We start from the raw sequence: 18,889 nt of genomic DNA, 5'->3' as shown, positions 1-18,889 counted from the left end.
TCATGAAGGCATCTCATCTCGTGATTCAGTGATTTTATGAAAAGTATCGTATCCATCTATCTTCCCCTAAAGTTCAAGAAGAGCCTGATGTGATCAAAACGTATATATACAAATAGCCCCTCTGCCACGTTGTATTTTTTTTCTCTCCCATGTAAACGTTCCAAACAACATTGACGGCTATCCTCCCTGTTCGATACTTCTCGATCCTTTCGGGGACACACCCGTCACTCGCTTAAACATCTTGGAAAACAGTAACGGATCTGTGTATCCCACAGAGTGGGCCACTTCGCTGATCGATAGGGCCGAATGCTGCAGCAGTTCAGCTGCACGATTCATCCGGTACTCAAGAAAGAAAGCCTGTAAAGACTTGCCGTACCTCTCCTTGAAAAGTCCTGACAGATAGGTACGATCCAGACCTACAGCTCGGGCAATATCAAGGATAGAAGTCCTCTGACTATACCTGTTCTCTATAAATTGAACCGCCTGCCTGATGTATTCCTCTTTGGTCGACAGAGGCCGTTGTACCTGCTCTCCCGCAGGAGAAGATGCAATCAGCTCCGCGATCAATCGGTACAGCAAGCTCTGGTTGAACACATCTCCTCCATTGTGTTTGGATGATTGAACCATCTCGGTATACAAACGGTCGAATGTGTCCGAATCTCTGGCATCAAATACAGGATGTCCCGGACTGATGTGAGCCCGCTGCATGAACGCCTTGGCATGAACACCTTTGAACCCGAACCAGGAATATGTCCATGGTTCCTTCGCATCGGCTTCATAATGAATAAGCGTGTCCGGAAGAATCACAAAGCCCTGGCCCTGTGTAAGCTCGTAATGCTGATCGGCCATAAACACAGTGCCCTGTCCTTCATGAATGTAATGAACAATATAGGCATCCCGAACACCCGGCCCCCAATAATGCGACGGATCACATGCCTGCCAACCGAAAAATAACAGTACCAATTCCATCTGCTTCAAATCCATCGGAACCACATTTGTTTCGATTAGTTTCAACATTTCACGCTCCCTCTGTTCAACACAACGAACAATCTCTCCATTAAAATTATAACAGGTAAATAGATGAATTATTAGCTGTAAGCGAATCCATAAATGGGATTATGCCATGTTTCAGAGAGGTTGAGCCATAGTTATATTGGCCCGATCCACCTATATTGGAGGTACACCATTTATTCAGGGAGGCTGAACTTGAGATGAACAAAATTACGTTCCTCGGTGCGGGAAGCACCGTTTTTGTCAAAAATGTATTGGGTGACGTCATGATGACCGAAGCACTTCAGGATTTTGAGCTGGCGTTGTTCGATATTGATGCCGAGCGTCTAAACGACTCAGAGCGTTTGCTTACCAGTATGGCCCGTTCGCTCGGAAGCGGTTGTGCCATCAAAGCCTATACCGATCGCAAGGAAGCACTTCGCGGAGCCAAATATGTAATCAATGCTATTCAAGTAGGCGGTTATGATCCATGTACCATTACCGATTTTGAAATTCCGAAGAAATATGGATTGCGTCAGACGATTGCCGATACGCTCGGGATTGGTGGGATTTTCCGTAACTTGCGGACGATTCCGGTAATGCTTGATTTTGCACGGGATATGCAGGAAGTGTGCCCTGATGCGTGGTTCCTGAACTATACCAACCCAATGGCGGTACTGACCAATGTCATGAACGTGCATGGCGGAATCAAAACCGTAGGTCTGTGTCACAGTGTACAGGTGTGTGTGCCGCATCTGTTTGATGCACTGGGGATGGATCAGACGGGTGTGGTCGCGAAGGTTGCGGGTATCAACCATATGGCCTGGCTGCTGGAAGTAACTCGGGATGGTCAGGATCTGTATCCGGAGATTAAACGACTGGCGAAGGAAAAGCAGAAGGAGCAGCATGGCGACATGGTACGTTATGAGCTGATGCAGCGCTTTGGATACTATGTTACCGAGTCCTCTGAGCATAATGCCGAGTACCATCCTTATTTTATCAAACGAAACTACCCCGAGCTGATCGAACGCTTCAACATTCCGCTGGATGAGTATCCGCGCCGCTGCGTGAACCAGATTGAAGGCTGGAAAGAAATGCGTGAGAAGCTGTTATCCAGCGAAAATATTGAACATACGCGCAGCCGGGAATACGCTTCGCATATTATGGAGGCCATGGAGACGGATCGCCCTTACAAAATCGGCGGCAATGTCATGAATAACGGACTGATCACCAACCTGCCTCGTGAAGCCTGTGTAGAGGTACCTTGTCTTGTTGACGGGTCAGGCATCAGCCCGACGTATATCGGGGACCTGCCTCCACAACTTGCGGCATTGAACCGTACGAATATTAACACCCAACTGTTGACCATTGAAGCAGCAATTACGGGCAAAAGAGAGCACATCTATCATGCAGCGATGCTTGACCCGCACACAGCTGCTGAGCTGTCCATCGATGATATCGTGGCGATGTGTGATGAACTGATTGAAGCTCATGGGGACTGGCTGCCGAAGTATACGTCATAGGCAGTTCATAATTGTTCATACTTAAAAGCGCCGGTTTCCTCTGATCAGGAGAATCTGGCGCTTTTTTGGGCTTCATGTTGTGTTATTTTCCAATCTAATCCTGAAGCAGAAAGCGATAGCCGATTCCCGGCTCGGTCTGAATAAAACGTGGACGCGTGGGATCTTCCTGCAACTTTTTGCGCAGATGGCCCACATATACCCGCAAATAATGGCTATCCGATTCATGATGATGCCCTCCCCACACTTGTTGCAGCAGCTGGCGTTGGGTAATAATTTTGCCTGCATGGGTTGCGAGTACCTTCAGCATTTCATACTCGGTTGGCGTTAATTTCACGGGTGATCCATCCAAATCGACCTGTCTCTGGGCCAGATCAATGGTAAGCGGACCAAAGCGCAAAACAGGCTCATCCGTTGTCTTAGCTACATGACGAAGGGCAACCCGGATACGGGCCACCAGTTCTCCCATGCCAAACGGTTTGGTGACATAATCATCTGCCCCGCCGTCGAGTACAGCGATTTTATCCTCTTCGCGATCCTTTGCAGTCAGCACAATGACCGGTACATGCGACCATTCCCGGATTCTCTGAAGAACATCCATTCCGGACATGCCGGGCAAACCCAGATCAAGCACAATCAGATCTGGATGCACAATGCTCGCCTGGACGACCGCTTCTTCGCCGTCTGCACATTCGTAAATCTCAAATTGGTGCGCCTGAAGCGTAACTTTCAGCAGTTTGCGGATTTGTGGTTCATCATCCACAACCAATATGCGCGCGCCTTGCGGTGACGTCATGTCATTCTTCCTCTCCTTGTCCCACATACGGGAATGATGCTTCGGGTTCCTCTGTGGGCAAACAGATGCATACCCGTGTCCCGCCACCTGGATTCGGTTCTGCGGTAATCGTACCTCCGTGAACTTCGACGATTCCCCTACAGATGGCAAGCCCGAGTCCCGTACCTGTCACATGCCTTGACGATTCGGATCGATAAAATTTCTCAAATACCCGTTCGCGGTCTTCTTCCGGAATCCCTACACCCGAATCAGCCACCGCAATGGTCATTCGTCCATGCGGCTCATCCACCTTCACCATAATGACGATTTCACTGTCTTCTGGTGAATACTTAATGGCATTGCTGATCACATTGACCAGAACCTGCTCCAGCAAAACCTCATCCCCAGATACAAACGGTGGCTGATCGGGCAATTCCACCCGAATATGGCGGTGCTGAATAAATTGCTGAACCTGGGTTAACACAATGCCGATCATATCCCCTACATCGCACCATTTTCTACGCAACTGCAACATGCCGCTCTCCAGCTTCACCATGCCCAGCAAATTGGTTACAAGCCTGTTCATACGCAGAGCTCCATCTCGAATATTGCCTGTCAGTTCTTTTCGATCCTCCGGGGTAAAAAGAGAGTCATTCTCCAACAGGCCTGTCGCTGAACCAATGATAGCTGTAAGGGGTGTGCGCAGCTCATGGGACACCGAGTCCAACAAAGCGGTGCGAATTCGTTCCGATTCAGCCGTCACCTGAGCAAGTCTCGCTTCTTCAGCCAGCTTGACACGGGCAATGGCGCTCGCTGCCAGCCCGCCACACGCTTCCAGCAAACGCAGCTCTTCCCGCTGCTCCTGAAGATCGCTGGATTCCAGATTCACGGCGAGCACCCCATGAATCTGATCCTCTGTACGCAGCGGCACATACAGACCCGCCGATTCCCGCAGGCTCGATGACCCGCGTCCGGCGATTTCGCCATGTTTATATACCCATCTGGCAATAGCAACTTCGGCTTCTCCTCCCCCCCAGGCTGTTGAATCCGAATCCTTCGAAGAGGAAGTAACCTGGAGTTCTCCTTGAACATTTGGCAGATATAATGCCGCCGAAGCCCCAAGCGTCATTGACACTTGTCTCGCAATGTTGCCAAGCAGGGTATGCAAATCTGTAACAGCCGTCATCTGACGACTTAAAGCATACAGCGAATTCGTCGTAGCCTCGCGCTGCTTCACGACCTCCAACTGCTGCCGCAGACGCCCTGCCAGACTCGCCGTTAACACCGCCACCGCCAAATACACAACAAAAGAGAAAATATATCTTAAATCTTCAACCGTAAAACTAAGATACGGCGGAACAAAAAAGAAATCAAAGGCAACAACGCTAAGGCTTGCTGCATATATGGCCGGACCCATTCCCCAGTATACCGCGCTGATCAATACCGGAAAAAGATAAATTAGCCCCACGTTAACCAGGTCTTCGCTAATACCTATCGCATGGAGCAGAATGGTTAGCAATGTGATGCCAAGGGTTACCCATATATATTTGGGAATACGGTTTAGCTTCAGCCAGACATCTTCCCCTTTATTCCGTTCAGACACAGCTCATCTCACATCCCGCTCAGATCATAATCGTAGTCCGCAACAATCAATACGTCCATATGTCTGGATAACCGCACCAGCCTGCTGACCACCGTTCCCTTTCCACGATAGCCGTTCAGCCACCAGACCCGTTTCGCTTGACCAACCACCAACTGCGTTGCTTTTTCTTCAGAAGCTTTTCCCGCCAAAATACCTGGCACATCTCTCAGCCTCTGGCTGTGATGAATATGAAATTTGCCGCCCAGTCGAACGGTCAGCTGTTCCAGCTCCTCCAACTGGCTTTTCACTTCGTCATTCATGACCATGCCTACATGAACATGGTGCACATGCCAAACCGCCTTTAACCGATAGGCTGTGCGGAATCCGCGGCGGATCAGCCGTTCCGCATGTCCATCACTGCTTACGCAGACAAAGACCGCTTCCTGTCTGCGCCAGGGACCACGAAGTGCACTTTTGTGGTCCTGTGATTCCAGGCGTTCATCCACATCATCGGCCAATTCGCGCAGGGCTAGTTCCCGTAAGGCAATCAGGTTGCCAATGCGAAAGAAATGACCGAGCGCCTGTTCCACCTTGGCTGCTGCATAGATTTTACCCTCCCTCATGCGTTGTCGCAAGGCTTGGGGGGCCACGTCGATAAGCTGGACCTCATCTGCCATCTGCAAAACCTGATCTGGCACCGTCTCTCTGACCCTGATTCCCGTAATATGCTCCACCGCATCGTTCAGACTTTCCAGATGCTGTACATTCACGGTGGTGATGACAGAGATGCCTGCATCCAACAGGATTTGCACATCTTCATACCGTTTTTGCTGCGTGCTTCCTGGAACATTCGTATGCGCAAGCTCATCCACCAATACGACTTCAGGACATAGACGAAGAATTGCTTCAGTGTCCATTTCCTCAAGCTGTACCCCCTGGTATACCCGCTGATCCCGTGGAATAATGGATAATTGGCCGATCTGCTCCACCGTCTCCGTCCGATTATGTGTCTCCAGCAGACCAATCCGTACGTCGATGCCCTTGCGAAGCAGATCATTGCCTTCCCGGAGCATCATATAGGTTTTTCCCACACCTGGCGCAGCGCCGATGTATACCTTGAACTTGCCACGCCGAATCTGACCAATCTGTGCCTTCATTTCCTGCTCGCTTAACCTGCGATAGGTTGGAGTCTCTGTATCCGTCAATCGGGTCGGAAGCACCCGCTCGCCCTCATGCTGTGCCCGATCCGCCAGCAGAAACAGATCCACGCCCCGCACGCTTCGCAGCAAGGAATTAACGAATGATCCCCGCCACAGCTCCTGCCAGCGACTATGCCGTGAATGCCCCATAACGATGCGGGTAATCTGATGCTGGACTGCATATCGTGCAAGTGTGGTTGGAATGTTACGGCGGTGCAACACAGGCAATTCCTCAAACTGCCCCCCGAATTTCTCCACCAGTTTGATCATATTGCGACGAAAAACGGTAGCTTCCTTGGTTAGCGGCTGCTTCATATTGCGAAAGGTTATGGCATGCAGATTCCCGTTTAATCTCTTCGCAATCTGCTGTCCCCGCCGAATATAGATGGACCCGTTCCAGTGATATTGGGTGGACACCAAAATGCGTTCCATGATGCCTGTCGTAACCGTAATCCCCATCTCTTCCCGGTGCTCACGCAGCGATTCGTTAACCCCTTCGGCCACAAGCCGGAGAGCCAGTTCGCGCAAAATGCCCAAATTGCCATGCCGAAACACTGCTTCACCCTCATATCCCCGAAGATGCCCCTCCGCGAGGCGGCTTAAAACCGTTTCCGGGGTCACATCGATCAGCTTCACCTCATCGGCCAATTCAAGGGTATCGGCAGGCACGGTATGCTCTGCTGCAATTCCCGTAAGCTTGCGTGCAAGCTCCGTATATCCCTCCAGCTCATATACATTCACTGTTGTGATGACGCTGATGTTGTGCCTGAGCAAATACTGAATGTCTTCCAGCCGGGTTGCATGACGAGCCCCTTTCCGGTTTCGATGAGCAAGTCCGTCAACGAGCACAACCTCCGGATTACGTGCCAGCAGGGCATCCAGATTCAGATCCTTCATCTCCATACCATCCTTCAAGTGAGACCAATGAATGCTTGGAATCCGCTCCAACTCGCCGAGCTGCTCTACGGTCTCCGGTCTTCGCATGGTCGACACAGCGCAGATGACCACATCGATCCCCTGCTGGCGCAAGGTGTTTCCTTCCCTGAGCATATGATACGTTTTGCCCGAACCACTGACCGGACCGATATAAATCTTCAAGGTGCCCTGCTGCAGCTTCGTGATCATCTTCAAGATGTCTTCCGGGGACTTCCGCTTGAAGTCTTCCATCCTGTTCACTCCCCCTAGCATACCTTTAACTTCACATGGAGAAAGCCCCTCCCGAAGCTCGGAAGAAGGCCTGATACGAATCCTGCAAAGGTACTGCATCTTCTGTGCAATGCAAACATGTATAATGGTAGATCGGGGAAAAACAACACCCCCTTTAGCCTGTATCCAAGACACATCAACCCCACCCGGACAGGATGCCTGTTATTTCAGTTCAGCCGTCACCGCCAAATTCAGAGCAGTCACATTCACATGTGGCTCACCGAATAGGCCCAACGATCGCCCTTGTGTATGTTCCTCCACGATCTTGACAAGCTCTTGCTCCCCAAGGCCCGTTGCCTGGCTAATCCGCGGAATCTGTGCTTTTGCCGCTTCGGGCGAAAGGTCGGGATCAAGACCGGAACCAGAACCCGTCACAAGATCAGCAGGAATTTGCTGCAATCCCGGATTCTCTTTCTTGAATTGAGCCACCTTTTCCTTCATTTCAACAATATACGCCTCCGAGGCGACGGCACGATTGGAACCTGCCGATGCGGTTCCATCATAGTTGGCGTTCGAAACCCGGGGCTGGAACAGCCCCGGCGACTTTACTTCCTGCGCCAGCAGCGACGAACCGATGGTTTTTCCGTTGGCTGTAATCAGACTGCCGTTAGCCTGATTCGGGAAGAGCAGCTGCGCCGCTCCGGTTGTAACCAGCGGGTAGACAATACCGCAAATCAGCATAAGCACGACAGACAGCCGAATGGCGGGCAGTACCTGTTTCATATGAATCACATCCTGATTTCGTTATTAGTTAAACCATCACACCAGATGAAGTCCCGACAGCACCAGATCAATCAGCTTAATCCCGATAAAAGGTACGATTACACCGCCCACACCATAAATGAACACATTCCGTCCAAGCAGCCGCGCCGCGGACATGGCCCGATACTTCACCCCCCTCATGGCAATTGGGATGAGCAAAGGGATAATAATGGCATTAAAGATCAACGCTGACAGAATCGCGGACTGCGGTGAAGCGAGATTCATAATATTCAGTGCCTGGAGCTGCGGCATAGCAAGAATAAACATGGCCGGAATAATGGCGAAATACTTGGCTATATCATTGGATATCGAAAAAGTTGTCAGTGCTCCGCGGGTAATGAGCAGCTGCTTGCCAATGGAGACCACCGACAACAACTTGGTCGGGTCAGAGTCCAGATCGATCATGTTGGCCGCTTCCTTGGCCGCCATGGTGCCCGAATTCATCGCCAGGCCCACATCGGCCTGCGCCAGAGCAGGAGCATCGTTGGTGCCGTCGCCGGTCATGGCGACGAGCTTGCCCTCCTGCTGCTCTTTTTTGATCGCGGTAATTTTGTCTTCCGGTTTGGCTTCGGCAATAAAATCATCCACGCCCGCTTCCAGCGCAATGGTCGCCGCCGTCAAGGGATTATCCCCTGTACACATGATCGTCTTGATGCCCATGGAACGCATCTCTGCGAATTTCTCTTTCAGTCCCGGCTTTACCGTATCTTTCAGATAGATCACGCCATAAATCTGGTCATCAATCGCAACAGCAAGCGGTGTACCCCCAGCCTTCGCAATTCGGTTGGCTATATCGTCCAAATCGCCCGGTATCCGCCCGCCACGGGAGGAAATATGGCGTTTGATCGCATCCACCGCACCTTTGCGAATCTGCTTCCCACCGCTTAGATTCAGGCCCGACATGCGGGTCTCTGCGGTGAAGTTCACATGTTCTGCATCTGCATATTCTGTCTGCGCCCAGTTCTCGCCCTGCTTGCCAGCCAATTCAACGACCGAGCGCCCCTCTGGTGTCTCATCGACTACGGAAGCTTGCAGCGCAGCCCGGGTCATCTCCTGAGCAGATACGCCCTGAACGGGAATAAACTCCGAGGCCATGCGGTTGCCGTACGTAATTGTTCCGGTTTTGTCCAGGATGAGCGTGTCAATATCGCCTGCCGCTTCCACCGCTTTACCCGACATGGCGAGTACGTTGAACTGCGTTACCCGGTCCATACCCGCAATACCAATCGCAGATAACAGACCGCCGATCGTTGTCGGAATCAGACAGACAAGCAAGGCGATAAGTGTAGCCAGATCAAGCCGGATTCCCAAATAGTTCGCCATGGGCACCATGGTCATGATGACGATCAGGAATATTAGCGTCAACACGGCGAGCAGTGTTGTCAGCGCAATTTCATTCGGCGTTTTCTGGCGCTGTGCACCTTCAACGAGTGAGATCATTCGGTCGAGGAACGACTCCCCCGGGTCGGTCTGCACACGCATCACGATATAGTCGGAAGTAACCCGTGTGCCTCCCGTAACGGAGGAAAAGTCACCGCCCGCCTCCTTGATTACAGGAGCCGATTCCCCGGTAATGGCAGACTCGTCGATAGAGGCCAGCCCTTCAATAATCTCACCGTCCGTGGGAATCAGTTCGCCTGCTTCTACACGGACGATATCTCCTTTTTTCAACTGGGTCGAAGACACTTGCTTGATGGTTCCGTCTTTCTGTACCAGATTCGCCGTTGTGTCCGATTTCGTCTTGCGTAATGTGTCAGCCTGAGCTTTGCCCCGCCCCTCTGCCAGTGCTTCAGCAAAGTTGGCAAACAGCAATGTGAACAACAGGATGAGAAACACTGTGATGTTGTACCCCCGCCCCGCCTCGGATGCAACAAACAGATCTGGATTGATACATAACAACAAGGTGATGAGTGTGCCGACTTCGACGATAAACATCACGGGATTTTTGATCATGATGATCGGGTTCAACTTCTTGAAGGCATCCAGAGATGCTTGGAGCAGAATGTCACGACTTAATGTTTTGGTTCTTTTGGGTGTTCCGGGGTCCGTACCCATACCTCTCGTTCCTTTTCCCTGAGTTCTGATCATGCCTCTGTCTAATCCTTCCACCGTCTGCTCCCTCTTTCGTTCTACAGCATTCATTGTGACAGTCCACCTCCGCACTTTACATCCTTGATCCTATTCCCATATCCGATTACCGTACCATCCATCACCGGATCATCGCCAAATGTTCTGCAATCGGTCCAAGCGCCAGTGAGGGGAAAAACGTCAACGCCCCAACTACCACAATCATCATCACCAGAATGCCTGCAAAAAGAGATGTGTGCGTACGCAATGTACCCGTTGTTACGGGAACCATCCGTTTGGTGGCCAGTGATCCGGCAATGGCGAGCATCGCGATCATGGAAATGTATCTTCCGAGCAGCATCACCACACCAATGGCGATGTTGTAAAAATCTGTGTTAGCATTCAATCCGGCAAACGCCGATCCATTATTGGCAGCTCCGGATGCAAAGGCGTATAACACCTCGGTCAGACCATGCGTGCCTGAATTCGAAATGGAAGCGACAGATTCAGGACGCATAAGCGCCAGCGCGGTCGGAGCCAGAATAATCAAAGGATGAACAAGCAGCGCGATGGACGCGAGCTTCACTTCCTTGCCCTCAATTTTTTTGCCCAGAAATTCAGGGGTTCGCCCAACCATCAGCCCACAGATAAACACGGCCAGAATCACATAGAGCAATCCGTTGAGTAGACCTACCCCTTTACCGCCGAATACGTTGTTGAGCATCATCTCGGCCAGTGCGACCATGCCACCAAGCGGGGTGAGGGATTCATGCATATTGTTCACTGACCCGGTTGTGGCTGCTGTGGTCACCGCTGTGAAAAGCGCAGATTCGGACAACCCAAACCTGACTTCCTTACCTTCCATATTGCCTTGGATTCCCACTGCATCCAGCGCTGGCACACCGCGATATTCCGAAACAAATACCGTGGTCAGCATCACGAGGAAAAGTAAACTCATAGCCGCAAATAGCGTCCAGCCCTGCTTCCGGTTGTTCACCATAATGCCGAAGGCATAAACCAGTGCAGTAGGCAGCAGCATCATGCAGACGATATGAACCAGGTTCGACAGCGCCGTAGGGTTCTCAAACGGATGTGCGGCATTGGTTCCGAACCAACCTCCACCATTGGTACCCAAGTGCTTGATCGATTCCAGTGAAGCGACCAGCCCGCGGCTAATCGTTTGCTGCGCTCCGTCCAGCGTGGTTGCGTTCACCGCTCCCGCCAATGTCTGGGGCACGCCCTGGAATACGAGGAACAACGCTACAATGAAGCTCAGCGGCAAAAAGATTCTCGTAATTGACCGTACCACGTCGACGTAAAAGTTCCCCAGTTCATCCCGTCGGCCCACCAGGCCGCGAATGAAGGCAATAGCAACCGCGAAGCCGGTCGCGGCTGAGGTGAACATCGGAAACGTCACTGCCAGCATCTGTGATAGATACGACAGGGCGTTCTCGCCCGTGTAAGACTGCCAGTTCGTGTTGGTCATGAACGATGCAGCTGTATTAAAGGCTTGGGCCGCAGGCATATTGCTAATGCCATCCGGGTTGAGCGGCAAATATTGTTGCAGCCGCAGCACCAGAAACATCAATAACAGCATAACGAAGTTTGAGATGAGAACAGCGGACAGGTACTTTTTCCAACCCATCGACTCGTTTTCCTTGACCCCCATCAATCGATACAGCAATCGCTCAGGCCCACCAAATACCCGATCCAGACCTGTTCTCTTGCCGTCAAACACCTTCACCAAGTAACTCCCTACTGGCTTCACCAGCAGTATGATGATCAGCAGCGTCACCGCCACCTGTAATAAACCGCTACTCATATCCGTATGTCCTCCCTAAAATCGACGATCCGAGTGCCTTTGGATTGGTGCAATATGCGACCATCAGAATTTCTCCGGCCTCACCAGCACATAACCGAGGTAGATTACCAGCGCGAGCACAATCATCCCAATGAAGTTCATATGACTCCTCCCCTTTCATGCCCTATGCATTCAAGCCTTCTCGCAAAATTTCACAAATCCCCAGAACACCACAAACAACAGTACAACGAGCCCGATTATCGTGGCATCATTCACCAATGCTCTCCCCCCTCTGTCTACCGTTCTTGCAACCTTCTACATATGAAATCGTAATACGAAACGCTGTAAAAAGGGGGTAAAGAAAGACCCGTCAGGGTGTAAAAAAAACGTAAAAAAAAGACCCGCTCCCCTCAGCGATGAGCTGAAGGGAACAAGTCTATGTGCATTTTTATACTAAGCAATCATTACCTACTACGGTCTGTCTTCAAATTCAATCAAGCTCTACCATGATGGAGGTCAGCTTCTAAAAAGTCTTAAAGTTCAAGTATGCTGATGCTGGCGAATGAGTAGACAATTTTCTAAGGAACACAGGACGTCTTATTTCGCCTTCGAGCCCTCTTTTTATAAAGTAAGGAACATCAGACACGTTATTTCCCGAAATCCCCTGACAAAAACGCTTCAAACGGCTGTTTATTCTGATATAGCATGTCTCAGGCTCCTTAGATTTCTGCGGGCGCTTCAAACCCTTGAATAAGACGCCTCAGATTTGTTAGCTCGCTCCTTGCTCTGCTCCGGACATGTTCCCAGGTCCACTTCGGCTTTCAGTCGATTTGAAGACAAGCTCTACTCCATTTCAAGAGCTGCGTGTGGGCATTTTCCTAACATTTTGAGTGTTAGTTTCTCGCTTGTTCGTCATATACTTGTTAAAAAAGTCTGTGCTTATTCCAGTCATATGATGAAAGAAGGAAGTCTCCACTTTCCAATCCTCCTCAATCATATAACGAATATCCACAAGACCTTTCTTGGAGAGCAAGTCAATGATGGTTTTGATTCGCATCGGTTTTTGCAGCGGAATGGTATGATCGAAGGGTTCCCTTTCCAAATATCCTCTTCGGTGCATCGCCGCATAGAAATTACGATGATCCTTTGTTTCCATTACTCCTAGATGCGCTGCCCTGTATCCCAGTACTTGAAGTGAGGTCTTCCATTTCTTTTTCAAGTCAAGATATTGATCGGGATTCGTCTTGTGAGTGATGCCATTCATGTCCAATGAGAATTCTTCCTTAGGCAATAAAAAGGCACCCGCAAACAAATTGGCTTCATTCTCAATCAATTTGTGTTCTTTTCGGTCCAGATTGGAGAACTCAAGACGATAATGAAGCAGCAAATGGCCAAGTTCGTGCGCAATATCAAAGTTTCTGCGAACCGCTGAGCGTTTTATGTTGCCAAGTATGATAAACGGGCGATCGTTTCGCGTCCAAAGGCTGTACGCATCAATTTCTTCACCGATCGCTTTCTCAAACACAAATACACCGCTTTTTTCGATCCAAAACATGAGGTTCTCATTCGTAGATGGCTCCAGATTAAGCCGTTGCCGCGCAAGATGTGCAACATAATGAATTTGAGTAGAACGATCATCGTCTGAATGATGTATATACTCAATAACCTCTTCCCGAAGCTTGATAATGTTCAGCGTAGGAATGCTAATCTGAGCAGTAATATAATTGATGAACGTATCCAAATACTCTACGTGCTTTGCTTCTGTCTGTGTCTTGGAGATTACATTCAACACCTTCGAACGATAGGCAATGTTCATAACATTGATATTGGCAAAGTTATTATGCTCTGCAAGCATATCCTTTGTATAAAAATACTTGCTTTTTACACTGAAGATGCGTTTCAACTCATTCACGATTGGCACTTTGGGTGAGGTATACGCATTTTCATATTGCCAGACTGCTTGTTCTGTCACACCTAATTGTTCGGAGAGCTGCTTTCTCGAATACCCATGCATGATCCGCAAATTGGTCAAATTTTCACCAACGAACATGCTGCTCCCTCCTTACTGAACTACCCGGGGAATTTTCCCCACTGTTCTTCTTCCAAAATTTCAATATCATATGCTGCCGGATCAACGATATCTTCCATCTCTGGTGCAAGTACCTCACGGTCACTCTCATTTAGCTCAGCACCTGATATCAGATCCGACAAGTCTTCTATAAAATAAGCAATATTATCATGCGGATTGGGCAAATAATGCTGAACCTTCGAAATTTGATATGCATCATCAATAGCATAAGTGAGTATATGAAATTCATTATACGTAGATGCAAAGTGTTCAAGTTCTTCTTTCACACGACTAACCTGACTCTCTGAAATGGGAAAGGACAGTTGTTCGACTCTCTCCAGCTTATCTTGTCCAGCATTAACTGGCTGGGTCAAAGAGAATTTCAAATCTTTATTAATCTTGGAGAGATCATGTAGATACGTACGGAAAGCACCCTTGTTGTCACCACCCGTAGGTATCGTAGCTCTGGAGAAACTATTTACATTAAAATAGGCGGCATTCCTAATCAGAAACAGAACTTTTGAATCTTCGTGTGTGAACTGAAGATAGTCCCACGTTAAACCTGCTTTGGATTTTTTGTGAGTGAATCCTTGTTCACCGCAATAGTCTGCGATTTTGCTCTCAATAAAGTTGCCCTTAGTCCAGGCAAACGCTGAACTAATCTTCATTTTATCTTTCCGATCTTTACGGTGCTCAATATAGTCATGGTATCCTTCAACAATAGCATCCACAATCATCTGACTATGTTCCGACTTGAACTTATATTGTTCCATATGGATCACTCCGATTCAGAAATATGAAGGCCATTTATATTTTAATCGATATTCGCATGTAAGGATATGATTTTTTTTATTATTTTTAAAGTGAAACGAATTTCTGCACCCTTCATCCAAACGGATTCTGGGCCCATTGCAGTAGTCTCTTCCGGGTAATTTTTCCGTGTGACGAATGTTGAATAACCTGTCCGCTGTCCAGCAGCAGAACTTGAGGCGATTCATGGTGAACCTCGGTATCTTCCGCAATGCGGCGGGACAGCGAGCGACTTTCGATGACTTTGACAATCCGGTATTCCATCTTCTGTGCGGGATCTGATGCATTCGAACCCACAAACGCCATAAACTCCCTATACGCTCTCGCACTGGTTGGACAGGTTGTACTGTGTTTCAGCAGCAGCACCGGATGATCTTGCGAACGCTCAAGCACCTCTTCCCATTCCTCCTGCTTATGCAGTTCCTTGACATGCTCACTCAGCATATCATCCAGTCCCGAGCCTGCACGTTTGCTAACGACCGATCCAACCACAACGCCCAGTGCCGCACCAAAGGCAACCCCCAGAGCCAGCTGATTTGCAGCCACACCCATACTTATTCCAATGGCGATACCCAGGACAAGCCAAAGTGCTTGGGGATTTGTTTTTTTGTCCATGAAAATCGTCCTCTCTGAAGATTAGACTTTTATATGTATACTCAATCACTCACTTTAATACAGGAACATTTATTTGTTTGTTTGCATAACCGCAGGCTCAGCCTGTGTAACAACGGGTTGTGTCTTGTGTAAAATTATAACATAAGGCGCCTGGGGAGGCGCTTTATACTCTTCTATGGGTACACTTTTGTGATACACTGAATGTAATTTGGCAACGATGAATATGAAGAAAAAGATTGGAAAGGCGGAAACTCGTTATGGCATATGCTTTTATGATTGAACCGCAGTATTATACCGCTTTGGAGAACGAGGATGAGCTGATTGAAAAGTGTCAGGAGTGGGGCCTGCTTTCGGAGAAAGCCACTAAGGCCAAAACCTTCTATTATAAAGGAAATGGGCTGAATGTGCCTTGCACCATCATTGGCTTTGTCGATCATATGGCCGCAGTCATTCAACTGGACAATGATCAAAAGCACTGTATTCATCCGTCGTACCTAAAGGAAATGCAGGCGTCCAGCTATAGTATTAAAAATCCGATTGCAGCTGGAACAGGAACAGACAAGCCTAACGAACCAGTCGCTTCACCCCAATCAGAGGAAATCCTCGGCCAGTATGCTGGCTCTGATTCAGAGGAAATTCCAGCCGGTTTGAATGAGATTCATTCGAATCTGGATACGGACGATGATGATGACGATAACTCAACTGGTCTAAAAGGTGACCCGGACGGTCTGGTGGAAGAGTATATTGGACCCGCAAACGGGACAACCAGTACAGCCAAACCAAAGGCAAAAACCGCAGCCAAGGCCAAGTCGACCAAGATTGATTTGCCGGAGGGTAAAGTGAAAATGTCTGCAGTTGTGAAGGAATTTACGACTGTGCCGAACCACTTTTCCGACAACGACGACGAGGTCATCATATACGAAGCCGTTACGATTACGGAGCCTGATGTCGTTGACATTGGCGAAGCCTGGTCCAGCCACAGTGCCACCATGAAGAAAAAGGAGCTTGAGGTTGGTGATGTGCTGACTTTTGAAGCCAAAATCATCAAGAAAAAGCTGACCAAGAACCCGGTTCCCTATAAAATCAACAATCCTTCCAAGATTCAAAAGGAAGATTAATCTCTCAAAAGGGTACTTAAAAAACCTCCACGACTGCCTAAAGCAGATCGTAGAGGTTTTTTCATTGTAAAGCGATACGGTCGAGGGAAAGCAGTCCTACGCTTGTCCAGGTGTAGCGCTAATCTGAAACTGTACACCAAACTTGTCCGTTACCATGCCATAGGCTGGACTCCAGAATGTCTCCTGGATGGGCATGCCCACTTCACCGCCAGCTTCAAGCTTGTTGAAAATCTGTTTGGCCTCATCCGCAGTATCCGTATTGACGGTCACGCTAATGTGGTTACCGATAATATGAGGCATGCCAGGTAACGTATCGGACAACATTAACACCGAACCACCAATCTGCAAAGAAGCGTGCATAATCCAATCTGTAGCTTCGGGCGGAATCGGGTGATCAGGACTCGACGGGCCTTCGCCGAAGGTCTGAATAGCAAGCACTTTCGCATCGAAAACGTCTTTGTAGAAATCGACGGCTTCTCGTCCGTTTCCATTGGTTACAAGATACACATTCAAGCTGATCGACATGCGTGCTTCATCTCCTTGGGCTTATGTAATTATATACGTTCATGCCACTTGCGACATGAGTATATACGAACCGGATCCCCTTTGACAAGTGCTTATTTCTTCACTCCTCTCTACGGGCCGTTTATATGATTAGGGTTACCAAAATATTCTTTTTCTATCCTGCTCGCAATCAGGTCACGCCTCTTGTTCCGGCACAAGAGATTTTAGATCAGAACGCGCCCCTTTTTCTCAAAAAAAAACCACTCTCCCGAATCCTATCGGTCAAATGGCTGTGGTCAATCCTATGAGGTTATCGTGTATTGACGATGCTATCTATTTCACTTTTCAATAAGAGGTATCGGTGAACACTTCTCATGATCGGAACCTTCGTTAGTTTGTTCTTGTCCACGTACAGTTTCATCTGGTCTTTGGTCAAACCGAGCAAACTCCCTGCTTCCGATACCGTCAATACGACCTCGGGATTCGTCGCATTAAATGTCTTCTTTACTTTTTGATTCCAGTCCTCGAATACCTGCATAGATCAGCGACCTCTCCCATCCATAGCCAGTTATTTTCCAGGCTGAATATATCCATTATACCATACTTGTGGTGCTCGTAACTTAATCCTTGCATAAGTCCATATTCTGTTAGTCATATTACCTTCTTGACCCTGACGTTAACTGGAGGGTTTATACTGGCAGCAGGAGGGGATTAGCATGAGCAAGTTACCTGAACATATAACCCAGAAACGACGCAGCAGCGGTATGGCTGTTATTGGAATGAGTTGGTTAACGATGACATTGGGTCTGTTTTTTGCTACACTCGCAGGGGAACTCGCCCGTACTATGGGTACTGCTGAATGGATGTGCTCTCCGGGGCATTATTTGCCACTTCTCTGGCCTTCATCGGTTTGGCGATGGGCAGCCGCGGACTGAGGGATCAACCTTAAGAGCCACTTCGAAAAGTGGCCCTTGATCCATTCCGTCGCTAATGCTTATTACGCCTCTTCCCAGAATCGGCGCAGGTTGCTCATGGCGATTTTGGACGCTGATTTGCATTCCTCCATGCCTTCGAACTCTACTGTAATGTTACCATCATACCCGGAGTCTTTGATCAGCTTCACAATTTTGCGGATTGGAATATCCCCCTGCCCAACAATGGCACCACGCAGGAAGTTGCCGTAAGCGGTTGTGAACCATTCCCCTTCACCGGGATGCTCGTCAAAAGGGCGGAAATAAAAGTCTTTGAAGTGGACCAGAGAAGCGTACGGCAGATTTTTCATGACCCCGATAATCGGATTCTCGTCCACACACATAAAGTTGCCAATATCGAGTGTCGTTTTGAAGTTGGGACGATCCACGGCATGAAGCACGCGCTGCACACGGTCGCTGGCCTGCACACTGAAGCCGTGATTCTCAATGGTTGTTGTAATGCCAAACTGCGCAGTATAATCAGCGATGATCTGACTTCCCTTCACCATCAGCGGCAAATTTTCCTCAAACCAGGCAATGGTCATTTTCTCCTTAGGCAACGTAAACGCCGTTACGTCATGACGCATATGCTTTACACCCATTCGGTGTACAACATCGACATGTCTTTTGACCCGAGCCATCTCTTCTTCAAAAGCTTCTTCCGTCTCCTGCACAAAATTCGCAGGCATCGAATAGTTGGACAGCTCAATACCCGCAGAAGCAGCCCGCTCCCGAATGGCATCGGCCAGATCAGGATTGTCTTCCACGGTGTAGCCATACGGAACCATCTCCATATGCTCGCCACCATTTGCAGCAATCCAGTCGATGATATCCAGAACCGTCATCTCACCCGAATTCAGATCGTTCAACAAGCTATACGTACTCAGGCCCACTTTCATCT

At 49.0% G+C, this 18,889-nt stretch carries 17 protein-coding genes; 3 read left to right on the top strand and 14 right to left on the bottom strand.

Annotated elements, in window-relative coordinates; genetic code table 11:
- Positions 1-177: 177 nt before the first annotated feature.
- On the bottom strand, positions 178-1,017 hold the full coding sequence (locus tag JNUCC31_RS15900; RefSeq protein WP_192272502.1) for an AraC family transcriptional regulator: 840 nt from the start codon (positions 1,015-1,017) through the stop codon (positions 178-180).
- A 194-nt stretch (positions 1,018-1,211) separates the two neighbouring features.
- Between JNUCC31_RS15900 and melA the strand changes: the two genes are divergently transcribed.
- A complete protein-coding gene (gene melA, locus JNUCC31_RS15895; RefSeq protein ID WP_192272500.1) occupies positions 1,212-2,513 on the top strand; it encodes an alpha-glucosidase/alpha-galactosidase in 1,302 nt (433 codons plus the stop codon).
- Positions 2,514-2,607: 94 nt separating this feature from the next.
- Here melA and JNUCC31_RS15890 read toward each other — a convergent pair whose 3' ends face one another.
- The 10 genes from JNUCC31_RS15890 to ytxJ form a co-directional block, all read right to left on the bottom strand.
- Positions 2,608-3,306 carry a response regulator gene (locus JNUCC31_RS15890; RefSeq protein ID WP_192272498.1) on the bottom strand — a complete coding sequence of 233 codons (699 nt, stop codon included), beginning with the start codon at positions 3,304-3,306 and terminating at the stop codon, positions 2,608-2,610.
- A gap of 1 nt (position 3,307) precedes the next feature.
- Positions 3,308-4,888, bottom strand: a complete 1,581-nt coding sequence (locus JNUCC31_RS15885; protein WP_228469674.1) for an ATP-binding protein — start codon at positions 4,886-4,888, stop codon at positions 3,308-3,310.
- Positions 4,889-4,896: 8 nt separating this feature from the next.
- Positions 4,897-7,233, bottom strand: coding sequence for a histidine kinase (locus JNUCC31_RS15880; protein ID WP_192272496.1), 2,337 nt, complete (start codon positions 7,231-7,233; stop codon positions 4,897-4,899).
- Positions 7,234-7,434: 201 nt separating this feature from the next.
- Positions 7,435-7,995 (bottom strand): potassium-transporting ATPase subunit KdpC, encoded by a 561-nt coding sequence (gene kdpC / locus JNUCC31_RS15875; RefSeq protein ID WP_192272494.1) that lies wholly within the window; start codon positions 7,993-7,995, stop codon positions 7,435-7,437.
- Positions 7,996-8,031: 36 nt separating this feature from the next.
- Entirely contained in the window at positions 8,032-10,122 is a 2,091-nt protein-coding gene (gene kdpB / locus JNUCC31_RS15870) for a potassium-transporting ATPase subunit KdpB (protein ID WP_416234441.1), read from the bottom strand.
- A 121-nt stretch (positions 10,123-10,243) separates the two neighbouring features.
- A complete protein-coding gene (gene kdpA, locus JNUCC31_RS15865; protein ID WP_192272492.1) occupies positions 10,244-11,923 on the bottom strand; it encodes a potassium-transporting ATPase subunit KdpA in 1,680 nt (559 codons plus the stop codon).
- A gap of 63 nt (positions 11,924-11,986) precedes the next feature.
- On the bottom strand, positions 11,987-12,049 hold the full coding sequence (locus JNUCC31_RS34120; protein ID WP_363325773.1) for a potassium-transporting ATPase subunit F: 63 nt from the start codon (positions 12,047-12,049) through the stop codon (positions 11,987-11,989).
- 706 nt (positions 12,050-12,755) lie between these two features.
- Positions 12,756-13,952 (bottom strand): spr1629 family repressor/antitoxin, encoded by a 1,197-nt coding sequence (locus tag JNUCC31_RS15855; RefSeq protein WP_192272490.1) that lies wholly within the window; start codon positions 13,950-13,952, stop codon positions 12,756-12,758.
- A 20-nt stretch (positions 13,953-13,972) separates the two neighbouring features.
- Positions 13,973-14,743 (bottom strand): spr1630 family ClpXP-sensitive toxin, encoded by a 771-nt coding sequence (locus JNUCC31_RS15850; RefSeq protein ID WP_192272488.1) that lies wholly within the window; start codon positions 14,741-14,743, stop codon positions 13,973-13,975.
- 112 nt (positions 14,744-14,855) lie between these two features.
- A complete protein-coding gene (gene ytxJ / locus JNUCC31_RS15845; protein ID WP_192272486.1) occupies positions 14,856-15,395 on the bottom strand; it encodes a bacillithiol system redox-active protein YtxJ in 540 nt (179 codons plus the stop codon).
- Positions 15,396-15,652: 257 nt separating this feature from the next.
- Here ytxJ and JNUCC31_RS15840 point away from each other — a divergent pair, with 257 nt between their 5' ends.
- Positions 15,653-16,513: a hypothetical protein gene (locus JNUCC31_RS15840; protein ID WP_192272484.1), complete on the top strand. Its 861-nt coding sequence runs from the start codon at positions 15,653-15,655 to the stop codon at positions 16,511-16,513.
- A gap of 96 nt (positions 16,514-16,609) precedes the next feature.
- Here the strand turns inward: JNUCC31_RS15840 and JNUCC31_RS15835 are convergent, their stop codons facing one another.
- Entirely contained in the window at positions 16,610-17,038 is a 429-nt protein-coding gene (locus JNUCC31_RS15835) for a VOC family protein (RefSeq protein WP_192272482.1), read from the bottom strand.
- Positions 17,039-17,327: 289 nt separating this feature from the next.
- Positions 17,328-17,555: a hypothetical protein gene (locus JNUCC31_RS15830; protein WP_062326583.1), complete on the bottom strand. Its 228-nt coding sequence runs from the start codon at positions 17,553-17,555 to the stop codon at positions 17,328-17,330.
- Between the two features lie 178 nt (positions 17,556-17,733).
- On the opposite strand from JNUCC31_RS15830, the gene JNUCC31_RS15825 reads away from it, so the two are divergent.
- Positions 17,734-17,952, top strand: a complete 219-nt coding sequence (locus JNUCC31_RS15825) for a hypothetical protein (protein ID WP_192272480.1) — start codon at positions 17,734-17,736, stop codon at positions 17,950-17,952.
- A 62-nt stretch (positions 17,953-18,014) separates the two neighbouring features.
- Here JNUCC31_RS15825 and JNUCC31_RS15820 read toward each other — a convergent pair whose 3' ends face one another.
- A complete protein-coding gene (locus JNUCC31_RS15820; RefSeq protein WP_192272478.1) occupies positions 18,015-18,887 on the bottom strand; it encodes a sugar phosphate isomerase/epimerase family protein in 873 nt (290 codons plus the stop codon).
- Positions 18,888-18,889 lie beyond the last annotated feature (2 nt).

The organism is Paenibacillus sp. JNUCC-31, assembly GCF_014844075.1.
Lineage (GTDB): Bacteria > Bacillota > Bacilli > Paenibacillales > Paenibacillaceae > Paenibacillus.
Note: the sequence above shows the minus strand (reverse complement) of the source record. Positions and strands in the feature narration are given on the sequence as shown.